The organism is Frankia umida (assembly GCF_023242945.1).
Lineage (GTDB): Bacteria > Actinomycetota > Actinomycetes > Frankiales > Frankiaceae > Frankia > Frankia umida.
This window is the reverse complement of record NZ_JALKFT010000051.1, coordinates 1-23,773: the sequence shown is the minus strand read 5'-3', so window position 1 is coordinate 23,773 and position 23,773 is coordinate 1. Positions and strand designations below refer to the sequence as shown.

The following is a 23,773-nucleotide window of genomic DNA, read 5'->3' as shown; positions in this document are numbered from 1 at the left end:
AAGAGCCCGGTGACGCGAGAGTGTCACGCCGGGATCTGCGGGAGCCCGGGGGTGCGATTCCCCCGGGCCACCCGACCTTGTAGCGGGCCCTGTTCTGGTTGCGATCCCTCCAGGGATGATCAGCGACAGGCGGATGAACGGGGGCGTCATCGCGCGGTGGTGTTGCGATCCCTCCAGGGATGATCAGCGACCCGAACGGATGGCGCTACAGGTCAGGGTGTTCATGTTGCGATCCCTCCAGGGATGATCAGCGACACGCGCCCGATGCGCAGTCAGGGTCGTAGGAGGCATGTTGCGATCCCTCCAGGGATGATCAGCGACCGGTCCAACCCGTCCATGGGCCGCAGGTAGAGCTCGCGTTGCGATCCCTCCAGGGATGATCAGCGACCGTATGGACCACAGCAGCCCGCGGCGCGCCGCCCGGGTTGCGATCCCTCCAGGGATGATCAGCGACCACTGTCTAGTTCGATCTCGCCGTTTTTCCGAACGTTGCGATCCCTCCAGGGATGATCAGCGACCTGTAAAGACCCTCATCTATCGACCACTCAAAGTAGGGTTGCGATCCCTCCAGGGATGATCAGCGACCCCAGTGTAAAGGTGCAGGTCGGAAGGGGTTTGAGGGGTGGGTGAATGGGTGATCTTGCGGAGGTTCGGCGGTGATGCATCTGTGCAGGTCAGAGACTTGATCGTTTGGGGTTAGAGGACGGAGTCCTGGTTGCCCAGGGGGATGCCGAGCCATTCTGTGTCGATCAGGGCGGGGGAGCGGGTGCGGTAGATGCGGATGCTGTCATAGGTGAGGTCGAGCTGGTCGCGCAGGCTGGCGGTCAGCGCGCGGTACTGGGCGGCCGAAAGTTCGCCCTCGAAGACGCTGCGCTGGACCCAGTGCAGGTACTTGCGGCAGGTGCGGAGCGCGTTCGGGTTACGTTCGGCGGCCGTGTCGTACACGAGGATGACGAACATCCGGCTACCACCATGGCCGGAACGGGGTGTAGGGCTTGTTCTCCAGGCAGAGACGGACGAGTTTGAGCGCCTCCAGATGGATCAGTTCCTCGTAGGACACCTTCCGACGCAGAGTCCGGTGGTAGACGCTGGCGCCGAGTTCCTCGCGCATCATCATCGACACCTTCTTGCGGCCATCTCGGCTCAACGATGCGGCGCCGACATCGGCCTCGAAGTCGGTCTGGCGTAGCGTCTTCTGGGCGACCGCGCGGCGGAGCAGGCGTTCGGCGAACAGTGGTTTGAACGGTTCGGCGATGTCCAGCGCGAGAGTGTTGCGGCGCCGGTCGGTGTCGGCGTGCAGGAAGCCGATCGCGGGGTGCAACGGGGTGGCCCGCAGGGCAGTGAGGACCCGGCCGTAGACGACGCTGTTGGCGTAGCTGATGAACGCGTTGCCCGCGTTGGACGGTGGTCGTCTCGTCCGCCCGTCCAGGCGCAGCCAGGCCGGCAGGAGCTCATCGAAGACACTCCACGCCGAGCGGCGAAACGTCCCTTCCGCTCCCATCAGCTGTTCGGTGGTCCGGGCCGTGGCGAGCTGCCGGTCGAGGGCGGCGAGTGGGCCGTCGAGCATGTCGGTGTCGAGCGCCCAACGGACGTTCGCCGCAGTCGCCGCGATCAGCGAACGGGCGACGGTGGTCCGCCGCTCGGCATCGGCGGTGAGGACGACCTGCGCGCGCACGACCTGCGCGGAGGACATGTCCTCCGCCGGCATGAGCGCGCCGGCGTAGTTCCCGTAGTGGTCGAGGATGTGGACCACGATGCCGTGCCGTCCCAGCAGCGAGACGGCCGCGGTGTTGATGTCCACCTGGTCGAAGGTCACCAGGTCACGGATGTCGGTGATCGGGACATGCACCGGCGTGCTGTCCGCACGTTCGATCCGCAGACTGTTGTCCTCTCGCCGGATGCGGCATGGTTCCGTCAGCCAGTAGGTTCTTCCCGCGGCGGGCATCTCATCCCCAGCAGTAGTCGGTGTAGGAACAGCCTCGGCAACGGCGGCGTTCCAGCCGAGGCGGGATGGCCGGCGCGGCGATGACCACACGGGCCTGGTTCTCTGTGTCGACCGCGCGGCGGCGCGCTTCGTCATCCCAGGTGACGGTCACGGTCCGACGGATGAGTGGGTAATGCACGATCCCGTGGCGCACGTTGACACCGCGCCGTTCCAGCAGCAGGCAGTAGTGCCGCACCTGGGCCTCGTGCGCCGGGCTCGGCGCCCGCGACGATTTCGTTTCGTGTACGACCGCGCCGGTCGTCACCCAGTCGATCCGGGCCTCGCCGAGATCGACGTCGCGGCGGCGGGTGAAAGTTGTCTCGTCCACGGCCTCGCCGAAGGAAACGAGATCGCTCGAACCCTCCGGTCGGTAGCCCCGCAGGTACAGCCACAGCTGACGCGGGCAGTGCAGCAGGTACTTGATGTGTACGCCACCCAGTGATTCCAGCTCGCGCTCCTGCGGCGAATCCGGACCGGTTTCCTCGCTCATAGCACCGTGTCCGGAAGTCCGGCAACGGCTGCGGAAACGCCACCTGTCGTATTGTCCAAAGAGAGCTCCAGGCCGGTCTCGGACGAGTAGGGAGCATCGACCACGGGTACGCGGAGATTCCGATCGAGAACGAGCCGGCCGGCTTGGCGCAACATCGCCGACTGGCTGAAGCGGATGGGTATCAGCAGGCCCTCGGCAAGGAGCGGATCACCGTGATCGCGGCCGGCCAGCTCACGGTATTCAGCGACGTCATCTGCATGCAGGACATGGACGGTGTCGAACTGCTCGTCCAGTTTGCCGGCGAACTCGGAGCGGTCGTCGAACGGGCGGCGGAAGGTCAGGAAACTTGCCGCGAACTCGTCGCGGGCCCGGGCGGCGGTGGCGGTCCACCGCTGTCCCCATTCGGTCGCGTAGACGTGGTCCAGCCAGGCGCCGATGGTCTGCTCGGAGATCGTCGGATCGGTGTCGACCGTCGACCGCAGCGCCGACCAGGCCGCATCCAGCGCCTCCTGGTCGTAGGGCAGGTTTCGTTCGACCGGGTGAACCTGGAACTCGACCGGGCCCTCAGGATGTCGACCGCGCCGGTTCACCCGGCCCGCGCGCTGCGCGACAGCCTCGATCGGTGCCACCTCGCTGGCCCCGCGGTCGAAGTCGAGGCAGAGCGAGACCTCCAGTACCTGCGTTGACACGACCAGGCCGCCGCCCCGTCGGGCCGGTTCACCCGGCTCGCGCTCGGGATGGCGGGCGAGGATCCTCCGTTCGATGGCCGCCCGGTCCTTTGCCCGGAACCGGGAGTGCAGCAGCACCGCCGAGTCGAGGTCATCGGGGGTGGTGGCGGCGCGGGCGGCCGGTCCCAGTTCGGCGTGGAGTCGCTGGGCGGTGCGGACCGAGTTGGCAACGACCAGGACGGCGTGGCCGGCGGCCAGCCAGCCTCGGATGGTGTCGAGACTGCCCGGTGCGGTGATCGGCGTGTCGGCCAGGACGAGACGATGCCGGTCCGGGGCAGTTCCCGGCGCGGCGGACACCAGCTCGCACGGTCCACCCAGGCTTTCCCGCACGAGGGTGACCATGGGCTCGGCGAGGGTCGCGGACAGTACCGCGACCTTGCTGCCCAGCTGCGACCACAGCCTCATCGCGGCGCAGATCCGGCCGAACGTGATCGGGTCGTAGGCGTGCAACTCGTCAAGGATCATCAGACAGTTGGCCTGTTCGAGCAGGACAGACGAGTAGCGCGGGCCGGCGATGGCCGCGCGCAGCAGCTGGTGTGGGGTGGCGACCCGCACCCGCTGCGCGAACAGGCGCATCGCCCCGGCCCGCGCCCGCGCCTTGCGGGCGGCGTCGCGCGGCGACGGGCAGTCCTCGTCGACCGCGCGTTCCAGCAGCGTCCGCGCGGCGGTTGCGTGCAGGATCCCGATGTCCGGCTCCGGTTCGGCCGGCGTCGACTGGTCGCCAGCGCCCGTTCGAGGCGCATCGTCCGGTGCCATCGCCATCGCCATCGCCATCGCCATCGGTGACGGCGATGAGATCGGTGGGGGCGGATCAAGGTTGGTCCGGAAGCGGGCGGCGGTGGCGTCGATGGACGCCCGGTACGGCAGCACCCACACCAGCCGCGGCTGGCCGGGCATCCGCTCCAACCGGGCGGACGCCCAGCCCAGACCGGCCTCCGTCTTCCCACTGCCGGTGGGTGCCCGGACGATGACATGCCCTTCGACCGTCGCCGCGGCGCACTGGTGGTCATACGGCGTGGGCAGCCGGTCGAGGAACCGGCGTGGCAGCGGCATGTGCGCCTGGAGCGGGACGTGCGCCGAGCCGGCATGGTCGGCGAGCGTCACCGCGCCCTGAAGCAGCACGGCGAGCAGGCCGTCCCGCTCACTGACCGGGTCGACCCAGCGGTCGCGGGTCGCGAGGAACAGCTCTCGGGCCCGTTCCCACATCTTCCGACGCTCGGAGAGTGCCGGCTCCCAGCCGAGCTGCCCGGCGAACCAGCCGAGCAGCTCGGCGTGCCGCCGCCGCGGGATCTGGATCAGAGGGTCGGGGTCACCGTCCCGGCCACCGGTGACCCCGAAGGCACTCCGCCAGTCGGTGTCCTCGGAGTACGTGTAGGTGAGGCAGCGTTCCACCAGCTCCTCGTCGCTGGACGTCAGCGCCCGATGATGGAACAGGACGCCGGTCGCGGTCATCAGCCGGTCCGCGACCGGCGGCGTCGTCTCGCCACCGGCAGGCGGCTCCGGGTGGAACAGGCCGACGTAGGCCAGCGACAGCACTTCGTGGCGCTCACCCCAGGCCGTGCCGCCGGGACGGATCTGCCGCTGAAAGCCCTCGGTGACCTTTCCGGCGTCATGTAGCAGGGCGGCCCACTCGGCCCATTCCCAAAAGCGCGGAGCTGCTGCGATCGGCCCGGCGGCACCGATTCTTGCCGCCACCGCCCGGGCCGCGTCCCGGACCGCCCGGGAATGGTCGGTGAGGCGCTCGGGCTCGTCGCCGACGGACCGACCAGCCGACTTCGCCAACAGGGTGGCAAGCACCTCGTCGGTCGGCGGATCGGTCACCGGCGCACCTCATCCAGCAGCCAGACAGCCTGGCCGTCGAGTTCGTCGCGGAAGGCATCGACCAGGTCGTGATCGCCGGCGGCGTCGGCGCACCAGAGGAACGGACGATAGTCGGTGCTGAGCCGGTCGATGCTGATACTGACCGCCATCCGTAGCGACACCGCCTGGGGTGCGGTGTGCGCGCCGGCGGGTGCGACAGCGTGACCGACCATCGCCCGGTCGGCAGGACGCAGCACCGTCCAGCGCGGCGGCCCGACGGGGTGGACGAGATCCTGGGAGCGGCCGAGTCGAAGCCCCCATACCGGACGCCGAAACGCCGCCTCGAACCGCCGGCCGTCCGCCTCGGGGATCCACAGGGTGACCCGCACATCGGCGAGGAAGGGGCGTTCCCGGATCGTCATCCCACCCTTGCGCGGGGCGACCCGACCGCCGATCGCCGGGTTGGAGCCGTCCGCGGCGATCGGATGATAGGTCTCCAGATCGATGCCGTGGGCCCCCGCCGTCGCCGCGAGGCCCAGCGGGACCGGCTCACTCGTTCGTCCGGTGGCAGCGGCCAGCATGCCGCGGACCGTGGAGGGCGGCGGCACAGGCAGGCAGCGGCTGACCCCGGGAAACATCGGGTCGCGAAACGAGGCGAACGGAACGGCGAGCTCGATCCGCAGCGCGTCGACCGGGGCCCGTCGCGCTTCGAGGACGGGGCTGGTCATCGGGACCGGTCGTCGAACCAGCCGTCGTGCTCGCCGCGGCGGATGCGTCCGGCAAGGTCGAGTAGCACCGTGCGGGGGTGGCCGATCACGACCTTCCCCTCGTCGATCTCGTCGGCGAGGTCCTTCTCGAACTGCTTGCGCAGCGTGTCCCGGAAGCCGGGGCGCCAGCCGACGAGCACCGGTGCCTCCCACTCGCCGGCCCACGCCGCCAGCTCACGGCGCAGCACATCGCCGCGGACCTGCAGCCCACTGCCGTCGTCCGCGCCATCGATGACGAAGCCGAGCGGGTTCACCCCGCCGGCCATCGGGGCCAGCGCGAACAACGCCGGCAGCCGGTCGCCGTAGTGCAGGGCCTTCTTCGCACCGCCGGCCAGTTCGGCGAGCGCGTCCAGCAGGATCGCGACCCGTTCACGGCGCTTCGCCAGCGGCAGCCGTACGGCGCTGTGGCCGCGAAACGAGGTGACAGCCGCCCCGGCCGCGGCGGCGGTGGCGATCGACATCGCGGCCTGCTCGGTCAGGTAGTTCGGTCGCCCGGCGCCGTTCGCATTTGGCAGGGTGAACGTGCCGACTCGTGGGATGTCGAGCAGGAACGGCGCGGCAAGGTCAGCGGTGTAGAACTCGTGGGCATGCAGCACCGGCTCGGGAATGTCCCGGGACATCACGCCAAAATCCTCGGTGAGGCGCACCGGCTCAACGGAGAGGAACGTGCCGACCATGAATGCAGTGTCGCGAACGGTGGTGGACTCGTCGTTCGCCTTCGCGGTAGCCTTCAGGTACCCGAAAAGGTCGTCGTCCGCGTAGGTGATCGGGTCGGCGGCCGTCGTCGCCTTCTGCGCCTTCTGTTGTGCCTTGCCGACCCGGGTGGTGGGCGACGGAACGGATCCGTTCGCGGTCATGGTGTCACGCAGCCAGCGGCGGAACGCCTGCGCGGAGACATACGGGTAGTCCCGGCCGCAGATTCTGGTCTTCTTGACGCGAGCGGTGGTGGAGTCGCTGCGACCGTTGTTGGGTGCGCCGGCCTCGACCGCGAGGACGAGTTTACCCGCCAGGTATGTCATCGTTTCTATTCTCCTTCGTGGTCAGGGTCGGCCGCGTCGGATACGAACAGCGGGCCGTCGTCGTCGACCGGGTCGGGTTCCGCCTCGTTCCTGGCACCGATCGCCGCCTTGCGCTGGACGAGTTCCGCGGCCACCTCGAAGAAGAGCTGGCCTCGCCACTGGTAGCTCTGCGGGCCGTGTAGCAGGCCCTGCGTGATGCCGGTGATGTCCTGCGGTCTTCCGCCGTCCAGGAGAAGCCGGGCGGTCGCCTCCATCAGGAGGCGCTGGAGCGTGTAGCTCCGGCCGGCAGCGCGACAGTACTCGTTGAAACGTCCCCGTGGATTTGTTTCCTGCGTGATCCAGTCGGCCAGCAGGATGGTCACAGGGCGGAGGTCGGCTCCGTCCATGTCGTGCATCTCCTTCAGATAGAGCGCGTGTAGGGCCCGCCAGGCACAAATTGTTCCGCCCGGTGTTTTCGACAGATCAACGGCCTGCTCCGCCAGGTACACCAGAACGCGATCGGTCCTGCTGTTCACCGACTCGAACAGGGCGCGGGCGAGAATATCCCTGCCGTGCTGGCTGATCTTTCCTTCCGGTCCCCGGCGAGTAAGCCGGCGCCGTAGCATCGTCCAGCCGGCTCTCGCCTCATGATCCCGGCGCAGCGCGCGCAGAAACGTGACAACCGCGATGCGGGTTTCGCTTACCCGTAGCCACGGTTCCTGGTTGTCGTTTTTGAAGCTCCAGAGTGTCGCCGCGACCGGCCGGGCGACGGCATGCTGTTCCAGCGCGTACAGCGCCACCCGCTCCGGCGTCGCCGTAGCCGGTAGGGAGGCGAATCCCGTGTGGCGGATGCGCGCGGACCGTTCGAGGTTCGTCTCGGTGAAGGCCTGCTCAACCTGCGGATTCTCGCAGGTCAGGACAGTTGCCGAGCCGAGGGTGAGGGACGCGCCGTAGGGCATCGCCCACATCGCCAGCCGGCAGGGCCGACACACCGGCCAGCCGGCCAGCCGCGGCGGAAGGGTGTTCACAGCCTTCGTCGTGTCGAACATCGGCAGTGTGGACTTCGCCCACAGGTTGGTCGTGGCCCCACCGCAGAAGGCACACGGCCGCGTGGGCGTGTGCGGATCGGCGGGGTCCACCGCGAAGTAGCGGGCGACGTCAACGGTGAGCTCGCCACGGTCCCGGCTGCGCTTGGCATGGGTGGGCCGCGCGTTCGGATACAGTGCGAAGAGGATCTTCCACCAGTCGTAGGCGGCGTGGGTCTGGTCGGCAACCGCCGCTTCGACCACGTCAGTGACGATCTTTGTCGCGATCCGATCCAGATCTTCCCGAGTCACGCTCTCCACGTCGGTACGGCCTGCGAGAAATACGATGGATCTCGCGCCGGCGCGCTGCAAAGGATGCGCCGTGAGCGCCAGACGATTATTTGACGCAGTGTCGTGAGTTACGGTAACTGTCACGTCAGCGAATCCATCCGAACCCCTGGTTGGTGCTTAGCCCCAGCCCCCAGTCGTAGACCGCGTCGAGGAGGGTCGGATCTGCACGAATACGAAGCTCCGCGGTGCTGCCATGTCGGGGCGCACGTTGGACGAGAAATTTTCTTGGTGGACCGGAGGAGACAACTTCGACCTCGTTCTCCGCGGGAAGCCCGAGAAAGTCTGCCTTGTGGCGCAGGTTGTGGCTGAGCCGCTCGGCGAACTGTGGGTGGTCCGGGTGGATGTAGCGATCTTCCCATTTGATCAGGACTGGCGTCCGGGTGGAGAACAGTGCCTCGCCCGCAAGGTGGTCCGGAGTCGGCTCCAGCTGGACCCCTCGAACGGAAAGGGTAAGCGAGGCCCACCGAAGCGACCGTTTGCCGGCGATCCCGGCGAGTAGCGCGGAGGAGATCCGTGGTACTGGAGAACCGAGCCAGAGCGACCCGTTCGCCGAGGTCGTGTAAGTGCCACGGCTCCTGAGCGTTCCGTGGAACTGCGGAGAACAGATGCCGAGAGGCCGTAGTGATGAGCCGGCGTAGCCCCGTGAATGCAGCTCAGCTGCAAGCTCGGCATCCTGGCCGCGGATGAGATCGTACGCGACGGCGCGCGCCGGTGTGAAGACATCCTCCCATCGCAGGACTGTACGTTCGGCCGCAAGATCGACCCGAAACCTCATGCATCCCCCTGTTCGCAGGCAAGCCTTCGAGCGTACCAAACGACGGCGTACTGCCGACGATCCGTGGGCCAAGGAGTCTTGTGCGGCCGCAACCCCCGCTGTCACCCGGCGTATGACAGCCACCGCGGGGGAACCGGAATGCCTGGCCCTGAAACGGCCTGTCAGAGGCTTCCTGGCCACAGGGGAGGTGCTGCGGCGGAGACGATCACCCAAGGGCTGTGTCCGTGCAGATCATCAGGCCACTGCCAGTACCCCTTTCACTCGCTGACCTGCATCTTTGCTGTGACTCCCGCATTCCTGTCGGCCCTCCCCGCGCGCGAGGGAAGGCCGTGCGCGGTCGGGGCGGGTGCCTGGACGAGTCATTTGTCCTGGTTACGATCCCGATCCTCGCCGAAGCTCCGAGGGCTACTCGATACGAGACTCAGCTTGGTCCGGACGGCGGACTGCATGCCGTGTCGGGGCTCGCCTCAGCCCACCGAAGGAAGCGCCAAGTTGCCCCGAAGTCGATCAACGCTCTGACCTGCGCGGTTGCACTACCGCCGGACTGCTGCATGATCGCGAAAATTGATCTCTAGAATGTGCCTGCAGACCTGCGGCTTTACATTGGGGTCGCTGATCATCCCTGGAGGGATCGCAACCCGATCCGGACGCTGCGATCACTGCGGCGCGGCGGTCGCTGATCATCCCTGGAGGGATCGCAACCGAGGTGGTACGCCGCGGCGATCGACTCCGGCAGTGTCGCTGATCATCCCTGGAGGGATCGCAACGTGTAGACGCTGGCGCTGGTGTTGTTCTGGGTGGCGGTCGCTGATCATCCCTGGAGGGATCGCAACCTCGGCCCACAGGTGCGCGCCGGGCGGGGGTCGCCGGTCGCTGATCATCCCTGGAGGGATCGCAACGGCACAATCTCCCACGTGGTCACAATCTCGTCGTCCAGTCGCTGATCATCCCTGGAGGGATCGCAACCTGTCCTTGATGATCGTGTACCAGTCGGCATCACGAGTCGCTGATCATCCCTGGAGGGATCGCAACAGCTCGCAGTCGCACAGGAGACGATCGCCGGGCTGTCGCTGATCATCCCTGGAGGGATCGCAACCGGCCCAACGTCCGCCAGTCAAACGGATTCCCGAGTCGCTGATCATCCCTGGAGGGATCGCAACATCGCGCTCATGTGCACCATGACCTCAGGTTCACCGTCGCTGATCATCCCTGAAGGGATCGCAACCATGTCGGCAGGGTTAGGACCTGGACGTGGCGCGTCGCTGATCATCCCTGGAGGGATCGCAACTTGAGCGGATAGTTCTCCGGAGTGAGGTGGCGGTGTCGCTGATCATCCCTGGAGGGATCGCAACGCGAGCGCACGGATAGCACCGTCAATGGTGGTGTGGATGTCGCTGATCATCCCTGGAGGGATCGCAACGGGTGGCCGAGCTCGATTCCATCGATGGCGGCCAGGTGTCGCTGATCATCCCTGGAGGGATCGCAACATGGTGAACGCGCACCACATGGGGTCAAGGCTTCAGGTCGCTGATCATCCCTGGAGGGATCGCAACCTCACTACCTGGATGCCTCATCGTGGGGTGACGCGTGTCGCTGATCATCCCTGGAGGGATCGCAACAGGAGTGCCGCAACGAGGGCGGCAACGTCGTCCAGGTCGCTGATCATCCCTGGAGGGATCGCAACGTGATGGTCATGAGGTCTCCCCGGGTTCAGGCGGGTCGCTGATCATCCCTGGAGGGATCGCAACGCGCGCTCGGCATCACGCTCGGGACGGTGGGCGCGAGTCGCTGATCATCCCTGGAGGGATCGCAACTTTCCCCTCTCAGTGCAGCCTCTTGGTGAGCCACGTCGCTGATCATCCCTGGAGGGATCGCAACGCAAGGTCTCCCAGATCCTCCGCGCCGAACTGCCCCGTCGCTGATCATCCCTGGAGGGATCGCAACATCAGCGCGACGACGTAGGGCAGCCGGGGTCGTCCGGCGTCGCTGATCATCCCTGGAGGGATCGCAACGTGATGTACTCGACGTATCCCGCCGCCTTCTTGGCGGTCGCTGATCATCCCTGGAGGGATCGCAACTAGCGCTCCCAGCCCGGCTGGACCGTCGTCTCCGGGGTCGCTGATCATCCCTGGAGGGATCGCAACCTGTCTGCCTGGTGGAGGGTTTCGAGGTCGATGTGGTCGCTGATCATCCCTGGAGGGATCGCAACATGTGGACCTGGCCCAGCCGGGAGACCTGGCCGGAAGAAGAAAGCGCTGGGGCCGGCCCGATTGACCCCGCCGTCGCGGCGGGCCCCGGTGTTGGGGATGACGCGGGCGCGTCGGCGGGAGCGGGTGCGGATCGGGTCGCCGGACCCGACGGTGACCGGGGCGGCGGGGCTGGTCGCGGTGACCGAGCTCGTCGACGGGCTGGACGTCGTCGGAGTGATCAGCGCGGGGCGCCGCGGCAGGGCCTGTCCTGGGTCGAGCTGTCCTGGCCCTGCTGGTAGTCGCCGCAGACGAGCACCGCCACCGGATGCCTGCCGGACTGACGGAGCAGCACGAGGGTCTTGTCCGCGGGTGGCTGGTTGACGCCGGCCGTGTAGTAGATATGACCGGTCGCGCCGCTGAAGGTGATGCCGGCGCCCTGGAAAAGGGTTTCCATCTCGGTGGGACGGGCCGTCGGGTCGTTGCCGTAGGTCTTGTCGGCGACCTGGGAGAGCACGTGGAAGGCGTCGTATGCCACCGCCGAGTGTCCGTCGTCGAGCCACGGATCCTCGCCCTTGGTTGGTGTGCCCCGTTAAATCCGGACAGCCGCTATTAAGGTGGTCTATGCGACGGACTGCTTTTTTAGGTATTCGTCGTGAGCTTGTCGTGGGGTGCGATAATCAGGCTCTTCGCATTTCGCTAGAGGTCGTGTCTGAGTGCTGACGGATGGCGACGGTCTGCTGTGACCCGGTGTAGTCACGGGTGGAACCGGGAACCGAGGCGCACCCGCCGCCTGGAAAGATCACATCTTGTCGAAGGATCATGATCTCCGGGCGAACGGGTGCGCGTGTTCGAGGTTAGCGGTGCTGTGGTGGCGGCGTGGTTCGGGCTCGACGGCGTCGAGGTCGTCGCGCTCGAGCGTGAGGCGGACGGTTCGGGGTCGGTGCACGTCGTGACGGCCCCCGGCGTGGTCGCGTGCTGCCCGGACTGCGGGGTGTCCTCGTCGCGGGTCAAGGAGCTCGGTGGGCAGCGGCTGGCGCGTCTGGTGGTCGCGCCGATGGCGGTGACCTGGCACAAAGGCCGGTTCTACTGCGAGAACGGTGTCTGCGGGCGGGTGAGTTTCACCGAGGACGGGCCGGTCGCGGTGCGTTCGGGCCGGGTGTCGACGCCTGGCCGGGAGACGATCGGCCGGGTGTGCGGCGACTGGATGGTCCCGGTCGGCCGAGTCGCGGCGGCGGCCGGGGTCGCCTGGCACACGGCGCACGACGCGTTCGTCGGCGTCGCGGCGGCGGCCGGGATCGTGGTCACTGGTCCCGCCGAGTCTCTGGAGGGTGGCCTGCCAGCCGAAACAGCCCAGCCGGCCGAGCCGGCCGGGTCCGCGGCGGCGGGTGACCTCGAGCGCGCGGCGCCGGCGGCGCGCCGGTCGGTGTCCGGGCCGTTGCCGCTGGTCGGCGTGCTGGGGCTCGACGACCACCGCCGTGGTCGGGCGCTCTACCACTGGGATCCCCGCGTAGGCCGCTGGGTCGAGGACGCGGATCGCTGGCAGAGCGTGTTCGTCGACTCGTCGGGCAGTCACGGCCTGCTGGGCCAGGTCGAGGGCCGGACCGCGGCCGCGACGGCCGGTTGGATCTGCGCGCAGCCGGCCTGCTGGCGGGCGAACATCTGGGCGGTCACGATCGACATGTCCACGGTCTACAAGTCGGCCGCGCGCCGCGCGCTGCCGCACGCCCTGCTCGCGGTCGACCCGTTCCACGTGGTCCAGCTGGCGAACAAGGCGATCGGGGACGTGCGGCGCCGGGTCATCTTCGAACGCTATGGTGGTTCTGGCGGTTTGATTCGGCCCCGGCCCCGCCGTCGCGGCCTCTCCGGCACCTGACGGCCCCGGGAGCACCAGCAATCATGCCGAACGTAAGCGAGACCTTAGTCAAGACAACGATCATCGTCCCATGCACATCGGGAGCCGGTGGACGGGCGCGCTGGTCAGACGAGGCCTGCGCTCCATCGGCCGCGAACTGGGGCGCATCGCGGCGACCACGGCATTCGTCGAAGCCGGCGCCTGGCCCGCGGCCCCCGCCGATCCGTCCGCCATCACGCCCGCCGACCCGGCCACCGCACCGTCCACGACAGATCGCCCATCCGCACCGCTTGATCGGATGCCGTCCCAGGCGCCCATGTCCTGCGTCGAACGTGACCTGTGGCGCCAGCTGTCAGACCTCACGGTCCTGCCGAGCGAGGACTCCTGATCCCGGTGTCGCCGGGCCACCCGGCGAGCGCCAGAGGCCCCTCTGCACCTCTCGAGCGGACCCCCGCCAAGGACTTGATCTGCCGGTGGCCGGGGGTAGCGACAACCACCATGTCCGACCGTGTAGCATCACTCCTGTCGGCGGGTGAGACCCGCGACCACCTGTCCGGGTGGCGGAATGGCAGACGCGCTAGCTTGAGGTGCTAGTGCCCTTTATCGGGCGTGGGGGTTCAAGTCCCCCCTCGGACACGTTTTGTTGCCGCACGGTAGGCCGAGTTGATCTTCAGCTCGGTCTTTTCTGCGTTGGTGGACGGCTGATAGGTCGGTCGAAGGTCAGCTGGCAGTACAGGGCGGCCTTCTCTGCAGGCTCGGCTTGGCCCAGTGCGCTGGCCACGTCGCCGAGCTCCTCGTGACTCAGCGTCTGTGTCTGCGTCCTGCCGGCCTCGTGGAGGTCCCGCTCCGCGCTGGTCTTCGCCGCCTGGGTCTGGGCGATCCAGCTGTCCAGCGCGGGCAGGATGAGGTCTTCGCGGGCGATGACATTCGTCGGGTGGCGAGCCCGTACCCCCGACCCCGAGGATCGGCGCATGATCCGCAACTACCGCTGACCCTCGTTCGGATCGACCTCCCGGACCCTGTCGGCCGCGCCCCGGATCATCCCGCCATCAGAAAAGGATCAAGCTGGTGGCATGCCGTGAAGCGGGCCAGTTTTGGCAGCTACGGCAATAGCAGGGCGGGCGGCTCGCCGGTGTCGCCGAGTTCGGGCGGGCCGCGCGGTCTGCGGGTCAGGCGAGGGACGCCGTCCAGGTGCCGAATTCGCGGGCCAGGTCGGTGATGGTGAGTGGGCCGGGTCGCGCTGGTCGATGGGTGCGCAGGGCCTGGTCGAGTGGTGTGCGCAGCATGTTCTCGAATCCGCGGGCGACGCCTTCGTCGTCCAGGGGCAGGTCGGCGGCGAGTTCGAGGAGCAGGCGGGTGCGGGCGCGCCGTCCGAGCGTGAGGTCGATGCCGTGGTCGGCGCGCAGGTGGGCGACGAGTTCGTGCAGGAGTGAATCGACGGTCCGTTCGAGATCTGCGGGGTCATGAAACTTCGGCACCGTACAAGTGTTACAAGGTGGGGAGAAGATCGGGCCGTTTCGGGCCAGTGGTAGAAACAGAGGGGTTTCACTCTCGGGCGTCGTACAGAACGGGCGACGTTCTTTTCTTGCTCATCGACAAAGGAGATTCTGGATGGCTGCGGTGGGCAGTGTGCTGGTCGTGGGGGCTGGTCTCGCGGGGGCGGCCGCGGGGATTCTGTGTGCCGAGGCCGGGGTGCGGGTCGGACTGGTTGAGGTCAGACCTGATGTGACCGCGCTCGGCTCCGGTATCACGTTGCAGGGAAATGCCCTCCGGGTGCTGCGTGACCTCGGTGTTCTGCCGGAATGCCTGGCGCACGGCTGGCCGTCGGACGGCCTGGTCCTGCGCGCGCCGGATGCTGTTGCCAGTGTTCTCGCCGAACTCGCCGAACATCGCTCCGGTGGCCCGGATCTGCCTGCGGCGATGGGCATGTACCGACCTGACCTCGCGCGCATCCTGATGGACCGGGCCGCCCAGGCCGGTGTCGTCTCCCGGCTCGCCACCACCGTCACCGCTTTCACGCAGGACGACACCGGTGTGGACGTGGTGTTCAGCGACGGCTCGGTGGGCCGCTACGACCTGGTGATCGGTGCGGACGGGCTACGGTCGACGGTGCGCGGTCTGCTGGGCGTGCCGTTGGAGACACGGCCGGTCGGGATGGGCGTGTGGCGGGTCTTCGTGCCTCGTCCACGAGAGGTCGTGAACTCGGAGGCCTACTACGGCGGGCCCTGCTACATTGCCGGTTACACCCCGACCTCCGCGTCGTCCCTCTATGCTTTTCTCGCCGAGGACGCCCAGGATCGCACCACCCTCACCGGTGCGGAGAAGGTCCACATCGTGCGTCAGCTCACCGCCGACTACCACGGGCCGTGGGATGAGATCCGCGAGTCCATCACCGACCCCGAGACCATCAACTACACCTGGTTCGAGGAGCATCTTCTCGACCCGCCGTGGCATCGCGGCCGGGTCGTGCTCATCGGCGACGCCGCGCACACCTGCCCACCCACCCTCGCCCAGGGCGCCGCGATGGCCCTGGAGGACGCCGCCGTCCTCGCCGATCTGCTCACCACCGCGGACCGCGTCGACGACCAGCTGCTGGCGCGCTTCACCGACCGCCGCTACGAGCGGGTCCGAACCGTGGTGGAGGCCTCCGTCCAGCTCGCCCGCTGGCAGCTCGCCCACGAGCGGGGCGATGTCGAGGCGCTGATGGGACGGATCGCCGCCCTCACCAGCCAACCCGCCTGAGCACCGGACGTCGGATAATGGTGAAGCCGCCGTCGACGACGAGGTTCGCGCCGGTGACGAACGAGGCCCGGTCGCCGCACAGCCAGACCGCGGCTTCGGCGATCTCCACCGGTTCGGCGGTGCGCTGCTGCGGGGTGGCCCGGTGCAGTTCCTTTTCGATGTCGGGATTCGCCGCGAACCAGCCGGCGATCATCTCGCTGCGGGTGGTACCGGGAGCGATCGCGTTCACACGAATGCCCTGTGCGCCCTACTCGGCGGCGAGCGCCTTTGTCAGGTGCCGTGGGGTCTGGGCCTCTCCGTAGCCGGCGTTGTTGAAGGCGGCGTCGAGGCGCCCATAACGTTCGACGGCGACCGAGACGGCCCGCTCCACGTCCTGCGCCCGGGTCACGTCGGCGACCACACTGGTCGCGGTGCCACCTTCGGCCTGAATTTCCTCGGCGAGGGCACTGAGACGTTCCGCGCGCCGCGCGGTGAGAACCACCGACGCCCCCTCGCGGGCGAACAGGCGGGCGGCCGCGGCTCCGATTCCGCTGCTCGCTCCCGTGATGAGCACACTCTTACCAGCCAGGATTCCCCGATGATCAGTCGTCACGTTGTCGTTGCTACCCCTGACATCCACCGGATACTCGTTGTCCGCGCCAGGTGGCCGCGAACTCAGGTGATGGCCGGGCCGTAGGCGGTGAGGAACAGTTCGACCGCCGCTGTGGCGACGGCGTGGAGTTCGTCGTCGGGGACGTGGCGGGTGCCGAGTCGGGAACGGGACTGCATCGAGCCGGTGAGCAGCGCGGCGAACTGTTCGGCCGCGCTGGCCGGGTCGGGGGTGTGCAGCCGGCCGGCCAGGGACAGGCGGGCCAGCCGGTCGGCGAGGGCCTCGGTCACCGGGTCGGTGGCGCGTCCCTGGATGATGTCGATGAGGTCGGGGAACTGGACGGCCTCGGCGTACAGCAGGCGCCGCACGGCGTGGGCGCGCACATCGCAGTAGCAGTCGAGGAACCGGCGCGCGACGCTGCGCAGCACCGCGGGCATGTCTGCCGGGCCGGTGTCGGCCGCGACGTCGCGCAGCAGCTCGAGGGCGGCGAGGTTACGGGCCAGCGCGAGGTCGGATTCGGCGGCGATCGTCTCGCGTAGCAGCGTCTGTTTGTCGCCGAAGTGGCTGTAGATCGTGTGCTTGGCGACGCCCGCGGCCGAGGCGATCGCATCCACGGTGGCCTGCGCGTAGCCCTCGCGGGCGAACGTCGTGAACGCCGCATCCAGGATGCGCTGACGCCGGTCCGCCCGCGCCCGTGGACGGACGGCCGCCGACCGCGTCCCAGGTGCGTCCACGTCGGTTCCAGCTGGTGCGGTTCCAGCGACATCAGACCCGGCCACGTCCCACACGGTACCTCCACCGACCAAAATCGTACCGAAGGATCTGCCTCATAGAACTTAATGGTTCCCCTATGCCGCCACATTTGCCGCAATAATGCACTGGCCAGTGCATTATTGCGGGACAGCTGGGTTGCCCGGGCGGGGATGTCCGGGTCGGAGCGTGGGAGGCGCCATGACAGGCACGGTGGATGACCGGGTGGACTCGGTGGCTGGTCGGGCGGGCGTCGCGACTGATCAGGCAGCCGCCGGAGATGATCAGGTGGGTGTCGGGGACGATCGGCTGGATCGGGGGCTGCGACGGTTCATCGCGGTGGTGCTGCTCGGTGGGATCATGGGCATCCTCTGGACGCGACTTCCCGGGACCACCAGCTTGTTCTCAGTCGATCGCCACCGCCGGCAGGGCAGCGGGGGTGTGTTCAGGTGTAGCTGTGTGTCTCGTCCGGGTAGACGGCGTCGGTGACCTCGGTGACGTACTGCTCGACGGCGGCGTGCAGGGATTGCGCGAGGTGGGCGTAGCGCTTGACGAACCTGGGCGCGCGGCCGGTAGTCAGGCCGGCCAGGTCCTGCCAGACCATGATCTGCGCGTCGCAGGAGGGGCCGGCGCCGATGCCCACTGTCGGGATCCGCAGCGCGTCCGAGACCCGACGTCCAAGCTCTGCGGGAACGGCTTCCAGGACCACGGCGAAAGCCCCGGCCTGTTCCAGGGCCAGCGCGTCGTCCAGCAGGCTGTCGCCGGCGTCGCCCCGGCCCTGCACCCGGTGCGTCCCACCCAGCGCGTGCACGCTCTGCGGCGTCAGCCCAAGGTGACCCATGACCGGAACCCCCGCGTCGACGAGCGCACGCACCTGCGCCAGGGCAGGCCGGCCGCCTTCCAGTTTGACCGCCTGGGCGCCGCCTTCCTTGAGATGACGGACCGCGCTGGCCAGCGCCTGCTCAGGCCCACCCTGATAGCTACCGAAGGGCAGGTCGGCGACGACCAGCGCCCGGCGGGTGCCACGGACCACCGCCTGCACCATCGGGATCAGCTGGTCCATCGTCACCGCCACGGTGTCCCGGTAGCCGAGCACCAGCTCCCCGCTGGTATCACCTACGAGCAGGGCCTTCACCCCGGCCCGCTCGAAAATCCCCGCGGTCAGGGTGTCATAGCTGGTGAGCATCGCCCACCGCTCACCACGATCAGTCGCCGCCTGCAGATCATGCACGGTCACACGGCGGTCGGCAGGCTGGTACGAGGACTGCTGCGGCATGGACATGGCTGTCCCTTCTGGTCGCCACCACAGTCGGGTTGGCGCCACACCAGATCATGCGCCCAGACCAACCCGGCCCGCACCCGAACACGCTCCCGCGGCGGCACTGATGCCGGATACGGCCGACCGCCGTGGGAACCATGCCGGCGGCGTGCGTCTCGCGTAGGCGTGACATCCCGCGGGCACCGGTGGGGGCGGCCGGCTGGTTCAGGTGGGGTGGCCGCCCCCGTGGAGGGTGTTTCAGTCTGTCGTGCCCGGAGCGAAGGCCGGGATCACATCGCGTTCGAAGAGCCGGAGGCTCGACCAGCCCAGCTCCGGCGGTATTCCGCCGCACAGGGGATGGAAGCAGACGAACGGGGCCGGCGCGGCGCGCAGCTGCTCGACGAACTGTTCGGGAGTGAGTACCGAGTAGATTCCGCCGGCACGCAGCTCATCGATCGAGGCGGCGGGGGGATACGGCGTGGCGGCGTTGTTCTGCATGGCCCAGTCGACGTAGCTGTTCGTCTCGTGCAGGAAGTAGGGGCCGACCTGTTCCCAGGTCTTGTCGGGGTCCTCGGCGAGGAAGACGACACGGTTGTCGCCACTGGTGTTGGGACCAGGGTCCGGCCGGCCGAGCTTGATCACCTCGTCCCGGTAGAACTCCCAGACCTCCGGCACCCCGGGCATGAAACCGTCCGCGATGCGGGCGGCCCGGCGTGCGGCCGGCTCACTGGTACCGCCCAGCAGCACCGTCGGCCCGCCGGGGCGGTACGGCCCGGGGGTGACCCGCACGGTCCGTCCCCGGTATTCGAACGGTTCGCCGGTGAACGCGCCCTTCAACGTGGCAACCGTCTCGGTCACCCGTTTCGGTCGTTCCTTCAGCGGGACGTCGAACATCTCGAACTCCTCGCGCACGTAACCGCCGGCGAGAAGGACGTCGACCCGGCCCCTGCTCAACTGGTCCAGCACGACCAGATCCTCGGCCAGGGAAAGCGGATCGTGGAACGGGGCGAGAAGTGCCGAGACCAGCAGCTGGACGTGGGAGGTGCGAGCCGCCATGGCCCCGAGCATCGGGACCGGGCTGGGTAGATAGCCGTCCGCCGAGGTGTGGTGTTCGGAGATGATGACGCTGAGCGCGCCCAGGCTGTCGGCCCATTCGACCATGTCCAGTCCCGCGGCATAGCGATCGGCCATGCGGGTGCCGGCAAAGTCGGGATTGCGGAAGTCGAAGCGAAGCGCGAATAAGACGCCGGGTTGCCCCATGAAAGTCTCCCGTTCCGGATATCGGTCGATCTGCCGTAACGGTAGTGCGTGCGGGGCGTGGAGGTGCGGCGAGCCGCCTCAGGTGATGGCCGGGCCGTAGGCGGTGAGGAACAGTTCGACCGCCGCTGTGGCGACGGAGCGTAGTTCGTCGTCGGGGATGTGGCGGGTGCCGAGCCGGGAACGGGACTGCATCGAGCCGGTGTGCGACGCGGCAGAGCACCGCGGGCATGTCGGCCGGGCCGGTGTCGGCCGCGACGTCGCGCAGCAGCTCGAGCGCGGCGAGGTTACGGGCCAGTGCGAGGTCGGACTCGGCGGCGATCGTCTCGCGTAGCAGCGTCTGTTTGTCGCCGAAGTGGCTGTAGATCGTGTGCTTGGCGACGCCCGCGGCCGAGGCGATCGCGTCCACCGTGGCCTGCGCGTAGCCCTCGCGGGCGAACGTCGTGAACGCCGCGTCCAGGATGCGCTGACGCCGGTCCGCCGGCGCCCGTGGCCGAACCGCGGTCCGGGTTCCGGTCGACACCGGTCCGGATCCGGCAGGCCACCATCTCGGACCCGGTCGTCTTGGTTCCGGTCGTCTTGGTTCCGGCCACCTTGGTTCCGGCCACCTTGGTTCCAGCCACCTCGGACCCGGCGACGTCAGGCCCGGCCACGTCCGTCACGGTACCGCAGAGGACCCGAATCGCACCAACTGATCTGCTTCTCGGAGCTCATCCGTTCCCCGAAACTTTCGAGCGGACTGCTAAATTGCACTGACGGGTGCATAATTTCGGGACGGTAGGGATTCCTGGGTGTGGCTGCCCGGGTCGGAATGTTGGAGGCGCGATGGCAGACACGGTGGATGAGCGGGTGGGTGCTGCGGATGATCAGGCCGGCGCCGAGGTCGCCGCGGATGATCGGCTGGACCGGGGGCTACGACGGTTCATCGCGGTGGTGCTGCTCGGCGGGATCCTGGGCATCCTCGATGGTTCGGTCGTGGCGGTGGGGGTGCACACCCTGGCCGCGGACCTGGACTCGTCGGTCACCACGATCGGCTGGGTGTCCACCGCCTACCTGCTGACGCTGACCGCCATGATCCCGATCACCGCCTGGGCGGTCGACCGGGTGGGGAGCCGACGGCTGTGGCTGGGCGGCCTGGCGCTTTTTCTGGCGGCGTCGCTGGCCAGCGGCCTGGCCTGGAACGTCGGCGCGCTGGTCGGTTTCCGCGTGCTGCAGGGCGTCGGCGCCGGGATTCTGGACCCACTGGTACTCACGCTGCTCGCCCGCGCGGCCGGGCCGGCGCGCGCGGGGCGGGTGATGGGCCTGATGGGAATGGTGCTCTCGGCCGGGCCGGTGCTCGGGCTGGTGGTCGGCGGTCTGGTCCTCGAGGCGGGGAGCTGGCGGTGGATGTTCCTCATCAACCTGCCGATCGGCGCCCTCGCGTTCGCCGGTGCGCTGCGGGTGCTGCCGGCCGATCCGCCACGCGGCCAGCAGATGGGTGACCGGCTCGACGTCGTCGGGGTGGCGTTGTTCGGCCCGGGGTTCGCCGCGCTGGTGCTCGCGTTGTCGCAGGCGGGGGAGCGTTCCGCGGTCGCCGTCTGGCAGGTGCTGGTGCCCGGCGCCCTCGGCCTCGCCCTGCTGGTCGGCTACGGGCTGCACGCCGCGGGGCTGGTGCGTCGGCGGCGGGCGCCGCTGATCGACCTGCGGCTGTTCGCGAACCCGAGGTTCACCGCGGCCGTGGTCGTCATGAACCTCGTCGGGCTCGCCACCTTCGCGAACCTGTTCGCCCTGCCGCTGTACTACCAGCAGTACGGGCACGGTTCGCTGGCCGCGGGGCTGCTCGCCGCGCCGTTCGCGGTCGGCGCGATCATCGCCATGCCCCTGTCGGGACGGCTGTCCGACCGGCTGGGCGCGCGTGAACTGGCCCGCGGCGGGGCGTTGGTGGCGGCCGTCGGCGGGCTGGTGCTGACCAGGGTCGGCGCGTCCACCGGCGAGGTGTGGCCGGCGATCGCCGCCCTGGTCGTCGGCCTCGGCCTCGGTTTCGTCGGGGCACCCACAATGGGTTCGCTGTACCGCGTTCTGCCGCCGCCGCTGGTGGCGCAGGGCAGCTCCGTGCTCTACATCCTCAACCAGCTCGGCGCCGCGATCGGCATCGCCGTCGTGACCCTGATCCTCGCCGTCGTCGGCCGGGACGACCTGATCGCCGGCTTCCACGGCGTCTCCTGGTTCGCGATCGCAGCCCTCGCCGTCATCCTCGCCGCCACCCCACTCCTACCCGGCCGGCCCGACAACACGGCGGCACTCGACGCGGCGACCGAGCCCGCGGAGGTCCCCCGCCAATCCGGGTGAGCGTGTGGCTGCGTTCGACCCTGTGCGTGCCGAGCAGGGTACCTCGCGCAGGTGGCCACCGGGATGAAGCTGGGACCACAGGCGTAGATCCACGGCAGCCGGCCTTTGTATCGGAAAATCCGTGGTAGTACGGTTTCGGAGCGTATGGGACGGCCTATGATGATCCGGCGGCCTCGGCAGGGCGTTGGGGCGTTCTGGTGTTCACGGCCGCGGATACGGGGGAACTGCATGTCGACGACCCACGGGAATGCGGAATCCACCCGGCTGCTCTGCGCGGCCGTTCTGGTGGACCGTGATCTGCCGGGCCGGCTCGTCTGGGAGGCGGCAGCCACTGCGCGAGCGCTGCCTCCCGCCACGGACGTCGACCTGGCCACGGCGACGTGCATAGCAGTCGGGGAACTGCGTAAACGCAGGATTCGAGACGGCCTGCTGTCCGTCTGCCTTCTTCTGTTCATCGTCGGACTGACCGGCCCCGTCGTGGGAAACATAGCCCTGATGGTGTTCGCGCCGGCCTCTCTCGCAGTGGCCTGGCTGGTGGTGCTCACCACCATCATGATCATGAATGATGAGATGGTCGAGCAGTTCAGTCGGGACGGTTTCGATCCCGTTCGCATCGCTGGCCGGGTCGATCGGAAAAGCTACGAGGAAATTCGGCGGATCTACGATCACCCGGTTCACAACGTCACCGTCTACAGTGGCTACTCGCCCTTTGTCGGCTCGGGGAACTTCGTCGGATCCTGGTCGTTCGCCGTCGACGTTCACAAACCGGCGGACCGCAACACCCCGCCCGGGACCTTCGCCGTCGAGGAGCTACGCGACCACGTCCTGGATGGCGTGCGTGACCTGCGTTGGCCACGGCTGACCATCGAGGATCGCTTGCTGATCAACGGACGTGACCTGACTCCGGACAGTCCGCTGCTGCCCGATCGGTTCGAACGCCCGCGGCAGACCGTCGATGGGCCCACGTTCGAAGCCCTGCTGGCCGGTGCGGACGAGAACGTGCGACGCTACACCTGCATCCGGGTTCACGGCTGGGACGACACCCTTGTCTTCTCCTTGTGGCTGCGATTCGTCCTGCACCCACGCAGCCTCTACGTGGAGGCGTCGAGCGCGGTGCTGACACCGGTCCGGAAATCCTATGACCTGCCCGAACAGCTCGCTACCATGACCGGACGGGAACGCTTCCGCCACGACCGGCGTGCAGCCAGTCGTCATACGCTCGCCCTGCTGGTTGGCAGCGTGCGCAGCACTATTGGTTTCTGGCGGACGCCTCGCCGGATCGCCCGCAGCAACGAGCGCGACAGACGTCTCATCAGGTTGGGCCTTCCGTTCGACTACGGCAGCGGTCCAACCGTCCGGGAGGCCGTCGCCGACCCGAACTTCCAGCACTATTTCCAGCGCTCCGACAAGGAGATGTACGTCAAGACCGTGGAAAGTAAAATCCTTGACCTCATCGTGGACTTTCTCGACGACCGAGGCATCGATACAGACTCCCTCGTCGCACGCCAGACCACCATCCTCAACAGCGGAGTCATGGTGACCGGCGGTGCGACCATGACCTCCCAGAACGTGGCGGTCGGCGCGCAGCCCAGCATCATCAACCGGATATCTCGCGCCGGCAGCGGCTCGCCGCCCGCACCCAGCGGGGCATGAGGAGATGGCCGACCAGTACATCTCCGGTATATACAACACGGGTCAGTTCAACGCGCAGAACGTAGCGGTCGGATCGAGCGCCTCCATCGTCAACGTGTATACCGGTCCGCCTACGGACACCACGCACCCCGCCAGCACCGCCGACGCACTGGATGCCGACCCCCTGTCTGTCAGAGTCCCATGAGACAGATGGATCTTTGAGACCTGTGTAGCGGTAGGGCGAGACGGGATCTTCAG

At 68.2% G+C, this 23,773-nt stretch carries 21 protein-coding genes, 1 tRNA gene and 2 CRISPR repeat arrays; of the genes, 6 read left to right on the top strand and 16 right to left on the bottom strand.

All coding sequences use genetic code 11. The features are described 5' to 3' along the window. Positions 1-97: 97 nt before the first annotated feature. A CRISPR array of direct repeats spans positions 98-585; the repeat unit is 30 nt; unit sequence GTTGCGATCCCTCCAGGGATGATCAGCGAC. Between the two features lie 111 nt (positions 586-696). From cas2 to MXD59_RS24615, 9 genes are all read right to left on the bottom strand, one after another. After that, complete coding sequence (gene cas2 / locus MXD59_RS24655) at positions 697-960, bottom strand: CRISPR-associated endonuclease Cas2 (RefSeq protein WP_248826967.1); 264 nt, start codon at positions 958-960, stop codon at positions 697-699. Between the two features lie 4 nt (positions 961-964). Then, the gene (gene cas1b / locus MXD59_RS24650) at positions 965-1,945 is read right to left on the bottom strand and encodes a type I-B CRISPR-associated endonuclease Cas1b (protein WP_248826966.1); all 981 of its coding nucleotides are present in this window, start codon (positions 1,943-1,945) and stop codon (positions 965-967) included. A gap of 1 nt (position 1,946) precedes the next feature. After that, positions 1,947-2,474, bottom strand: a complete 528-nt coding sequence (locus tag MXD59_RS24645; RefSeq protein ID WP_248826965.1) for a CRISPR-associated protein Cas4 — start codon at positions 2,472-2,474, stop codon at positions 1,947-1,949. After that, a complete protein-coding gene (gene cas3 / locus MXD59_RS24640; RefSeq protein ID WP_248826964.1) occupies positions 2,471-5,023 on the bottom strand; it encodes a CRISPR-associated helicase Cas3' in 2,553 nt (850 codons plus the stop codon). Before cas3 ends, MXD59_RS24645 begins: the two co-directional genes overlap by 4 nt. After that, entirely contained in the window at positions 5,020-5,730 is a 711-nt protein-coding gene (gene cas5 / locus MXD59_RS24635) for a CRISPR-associated protein Cas5 (protein WP_248826963.1), read from the bottom strand. Before cas5 ends, cas3 begins: the two co-directional genes overlap by 4 nt. Beyond that, the gene (cas7i, locus tag MXD59_RS24630; RefSeq protein ID WP_248826962.1) at positions 5,727-6,788 is read right to left on the bottom strand and encodes a type I-B CRISPR-associated protein Cas7/Cst2/DevR; all 1,062 of its coding nucleotides are present in this window, start codon (positions 6,786-6,788) and stop codon (positions 5,727-5,729) included. The genes cas5 and cas7i overlap by 4 nt, the downstream gene beginning before the upstream one ends. A 5-nt stretch (positions 6,789-6,793) precedes the next feature. Further along, positions 6,794-8,227, bottom strand: coding sequence for a hypothetical protein (locus MXD59_RS24625; RefSeq protein WP_248826961.1), 1,434 nt, complete (start codon positions 8,225-8,227; stop codon positions 6,794-6,796). 1 nt (position 8,228) lies between these two features. Continuing rightward, positions 8,229-8,918 carry a CRISPR-associated endoribonuclease Cas6 gene (gene cas6 / locus MXD59_RS24620; RefSeq protein WP_248826960.1) on the bottom strand — a complete coding sequence of 230 codons (690 nt, stop codon included), beginning with the start codon at positions 8,916-8,918 and terminating at the stop codon, positions 8,229-8,231. 608 nt (positions 8,919-9,526) lie between these two features. Beyond that, positions 9,527-11,127: direct repeats of the CRISPR family, unit length 30 nt; unit sequence GTCGCTGATCATCCCTGGAGGGATCGCAAC. Positions 11,128-11,345: 218 nt separating this feature from the next. Beyond that, positions 11,346-11,642: a hypothetical protein gene (locus MXD59_RS24615; protein ID WP_248826959.1), complete on the bottom strand. Its 297-nt coding sequence runs from the start codon at positions 11,640-11,642 to the stop codon at positions 11,346-11,348. A gap of 309 nt (positions 11,643-11,951) precedes the next feature. Between MXD59_RS24615 and MXD59_RS24610 the strand changes: the two genes are divergently transcribed. The 3 genes from MXD59_RS24610 to MXD59_RS24600 all read left to right on the top strand — a co-directional run bounded on the left by MXD59_RS24610 (position 11,952) and on the right by MXD59_RS24600 (position 13,595). Next, positions 11,952-12,980: a transposase gene (locus tag MXD59_RS24610; protein ID WP_248826958.1), complete on the top strand. Its 1,029-nt coding sequence runs from the start codon at positions 11,952-11,954 to the stop codon at positions 12,978-12,980. Positions 12,981-13,050: 70 nt separating this feature from the next. After that, complete coding sequence (locus MXD59_RS24605; RefSeq protein ID WP_248811587.1) at positions 13,051-13,347, top strand: hypothetical protein; 297 nt, start codon at positions 13,051-13,053, stop codon at positions 13,345-13,347. Between the two features lie 163 nt (positions 13,348-13,510). Further along, positions 13,511-13,595, top strand: a tRNA-Leu gene (locus MXD59_RS24600). Positions 13,596-13,629: 34 nt separating this feature from the next. Here MXD59_RS24600 and MXD59_RS24595 read toward each other — a convergent pair. Then, positions 13,630-13,932 (bottom strand): hypothetical protein, encoded by a 303-nt coding sequence (locus MXD59_RS24595; protein WP_248826957.1) that lies wholly within the window; start codon positions 13,930-13,932, stop codon positions 13,630-13,632. A gap of 196 nt (positions 13,933-14,128) precedes the next feature. Further along, positions 14,129-14,437 (bottom strand): hypothetical protein, encoded by a 309-nt coding sequence (locus tag MXD59_RS24590; RefSeq protein WP_248826956.1) that lies wholly within the window; start codon positions 14,435-14,437, stop codon positions 14,129-14,131. Between the two features lie 133 nt (positions 14,438-14,570). On the opposite strand from MXD59_RS24590, the gene MXD59_RS24585 reads away from it, so the two are divergent. Next, complete coding sequence (locus MXD59_RS24585; protein WP_248826955.1) at positions 14,571-15,701, top strand: FAD-dependent monooxygenase; 1,131 nt, start codon at positions 14,571-14,573, stop codon at positions 15,699-15,701. On the opposite strand, the gene MXD59_RS27890 is transcribed toward MXD59_RS24585, so the two are convergent. The 5 genes from MXD59_RS27890 to MXD59_RS24560 all read right to left on the bottom strand — a co-directional run bounded on the left by MXD59_RS27890 (position 15,682) and on the right by MXD59_RS24560 (position 19,489). Further along, on the bottom strand, positions 15,682-15,936 hold the full coding sequence (locus MXD59_RS27890) for an SDR family oxidoreductase (protein WP_308301778.1): 255 nt from the start codon (positions 15,934-15,936) through the stop codon (positions 15,682-15,684). The two genes, MXD59_RS24585 and MXD59_RS27890, sit on opposite strands and share 20 nt — an antisense overlap. A 12-nt stretch (positions 15,937-15,948) precedes the next feature. Beyond that, entirely contained in the window at positions 15,949-16,320 is a 372-nt protein-coding gene (locus tag MXD59_RS27885; protein WP_248826953.1) for an SDR family NAD(P)-dependent oxidoreductase, read from the bottom strand. Positions 16,321-16,355: 35 nt separating this feature from the next. Then, a complete protein-coding gene (locus tag MXD59_RS24570) occupies positions 16,356-17,024 on the bottom strand; it encodes a TetR/AcrR family transcriptional regulator (protein ID WP_248826952.1) in 669 nt (222 codons plus the stop codon). Positions 17,025-17,485: 461 nt separating this feature from the next. After that, the gene (panB, locus tag MXD59_RS24565) at positions 17,486-18,322 is read right to left on the bottom strand and encodes a 3-methyl-2-oxobutanoate hydroxymethyltransferase (RefSeq protein WP_248826951.1); all 837 of its coding nucleotides are present in this window, start codon (positions 18,320-18,322) and stop codon (positions 17,486-17,488) included. A 234-nt stretch (positions 18,323-18,556) separates the two neighbouring features. Further along, positions 18,557-19,489 (bottom strand): LLM class flavin-dependent oxidoreductase, encoded by a 933-nt coding sequence (locus MXD59_RS24560; RefSeq protein WP_248826950.1) that lies wholly within the window; start codon positions 19,487-19,489, stop codon positions 18,557-18,559. Positions 19,490-20,380: 891 nt separating this feature from the next. On the opposite strand from MXD59_RS24560, the gene MXD59_RS24550 reads away from it, so the two are divergent. Beyond that, positions 20,381-21,883 (top strand): DHA2 family efflux MFS transporter permease subunit, encoded by a 1,503-nt coding sequence (locus MXD59_RS24550; protein WP_248826949.1) that lies wholly within the window; start codon positions 20,381-20,383, stop codon positions 21,881-21,883. 228 nt (positions 21,884-22,111) lie between these two features. Beyond that, positions 22,112-23,536, top strand: coding sequence for an AbeC-like domain-containing protein (locus MXD59_RS24545; RefSeq protein ID WP_248826948.1), 1,425 nt, complete (start codon positions 22,112-22,114; stop codon positions 23,534-23,536). Positions 23,537-23,773 lie beyond the last annotated feature (237 nt).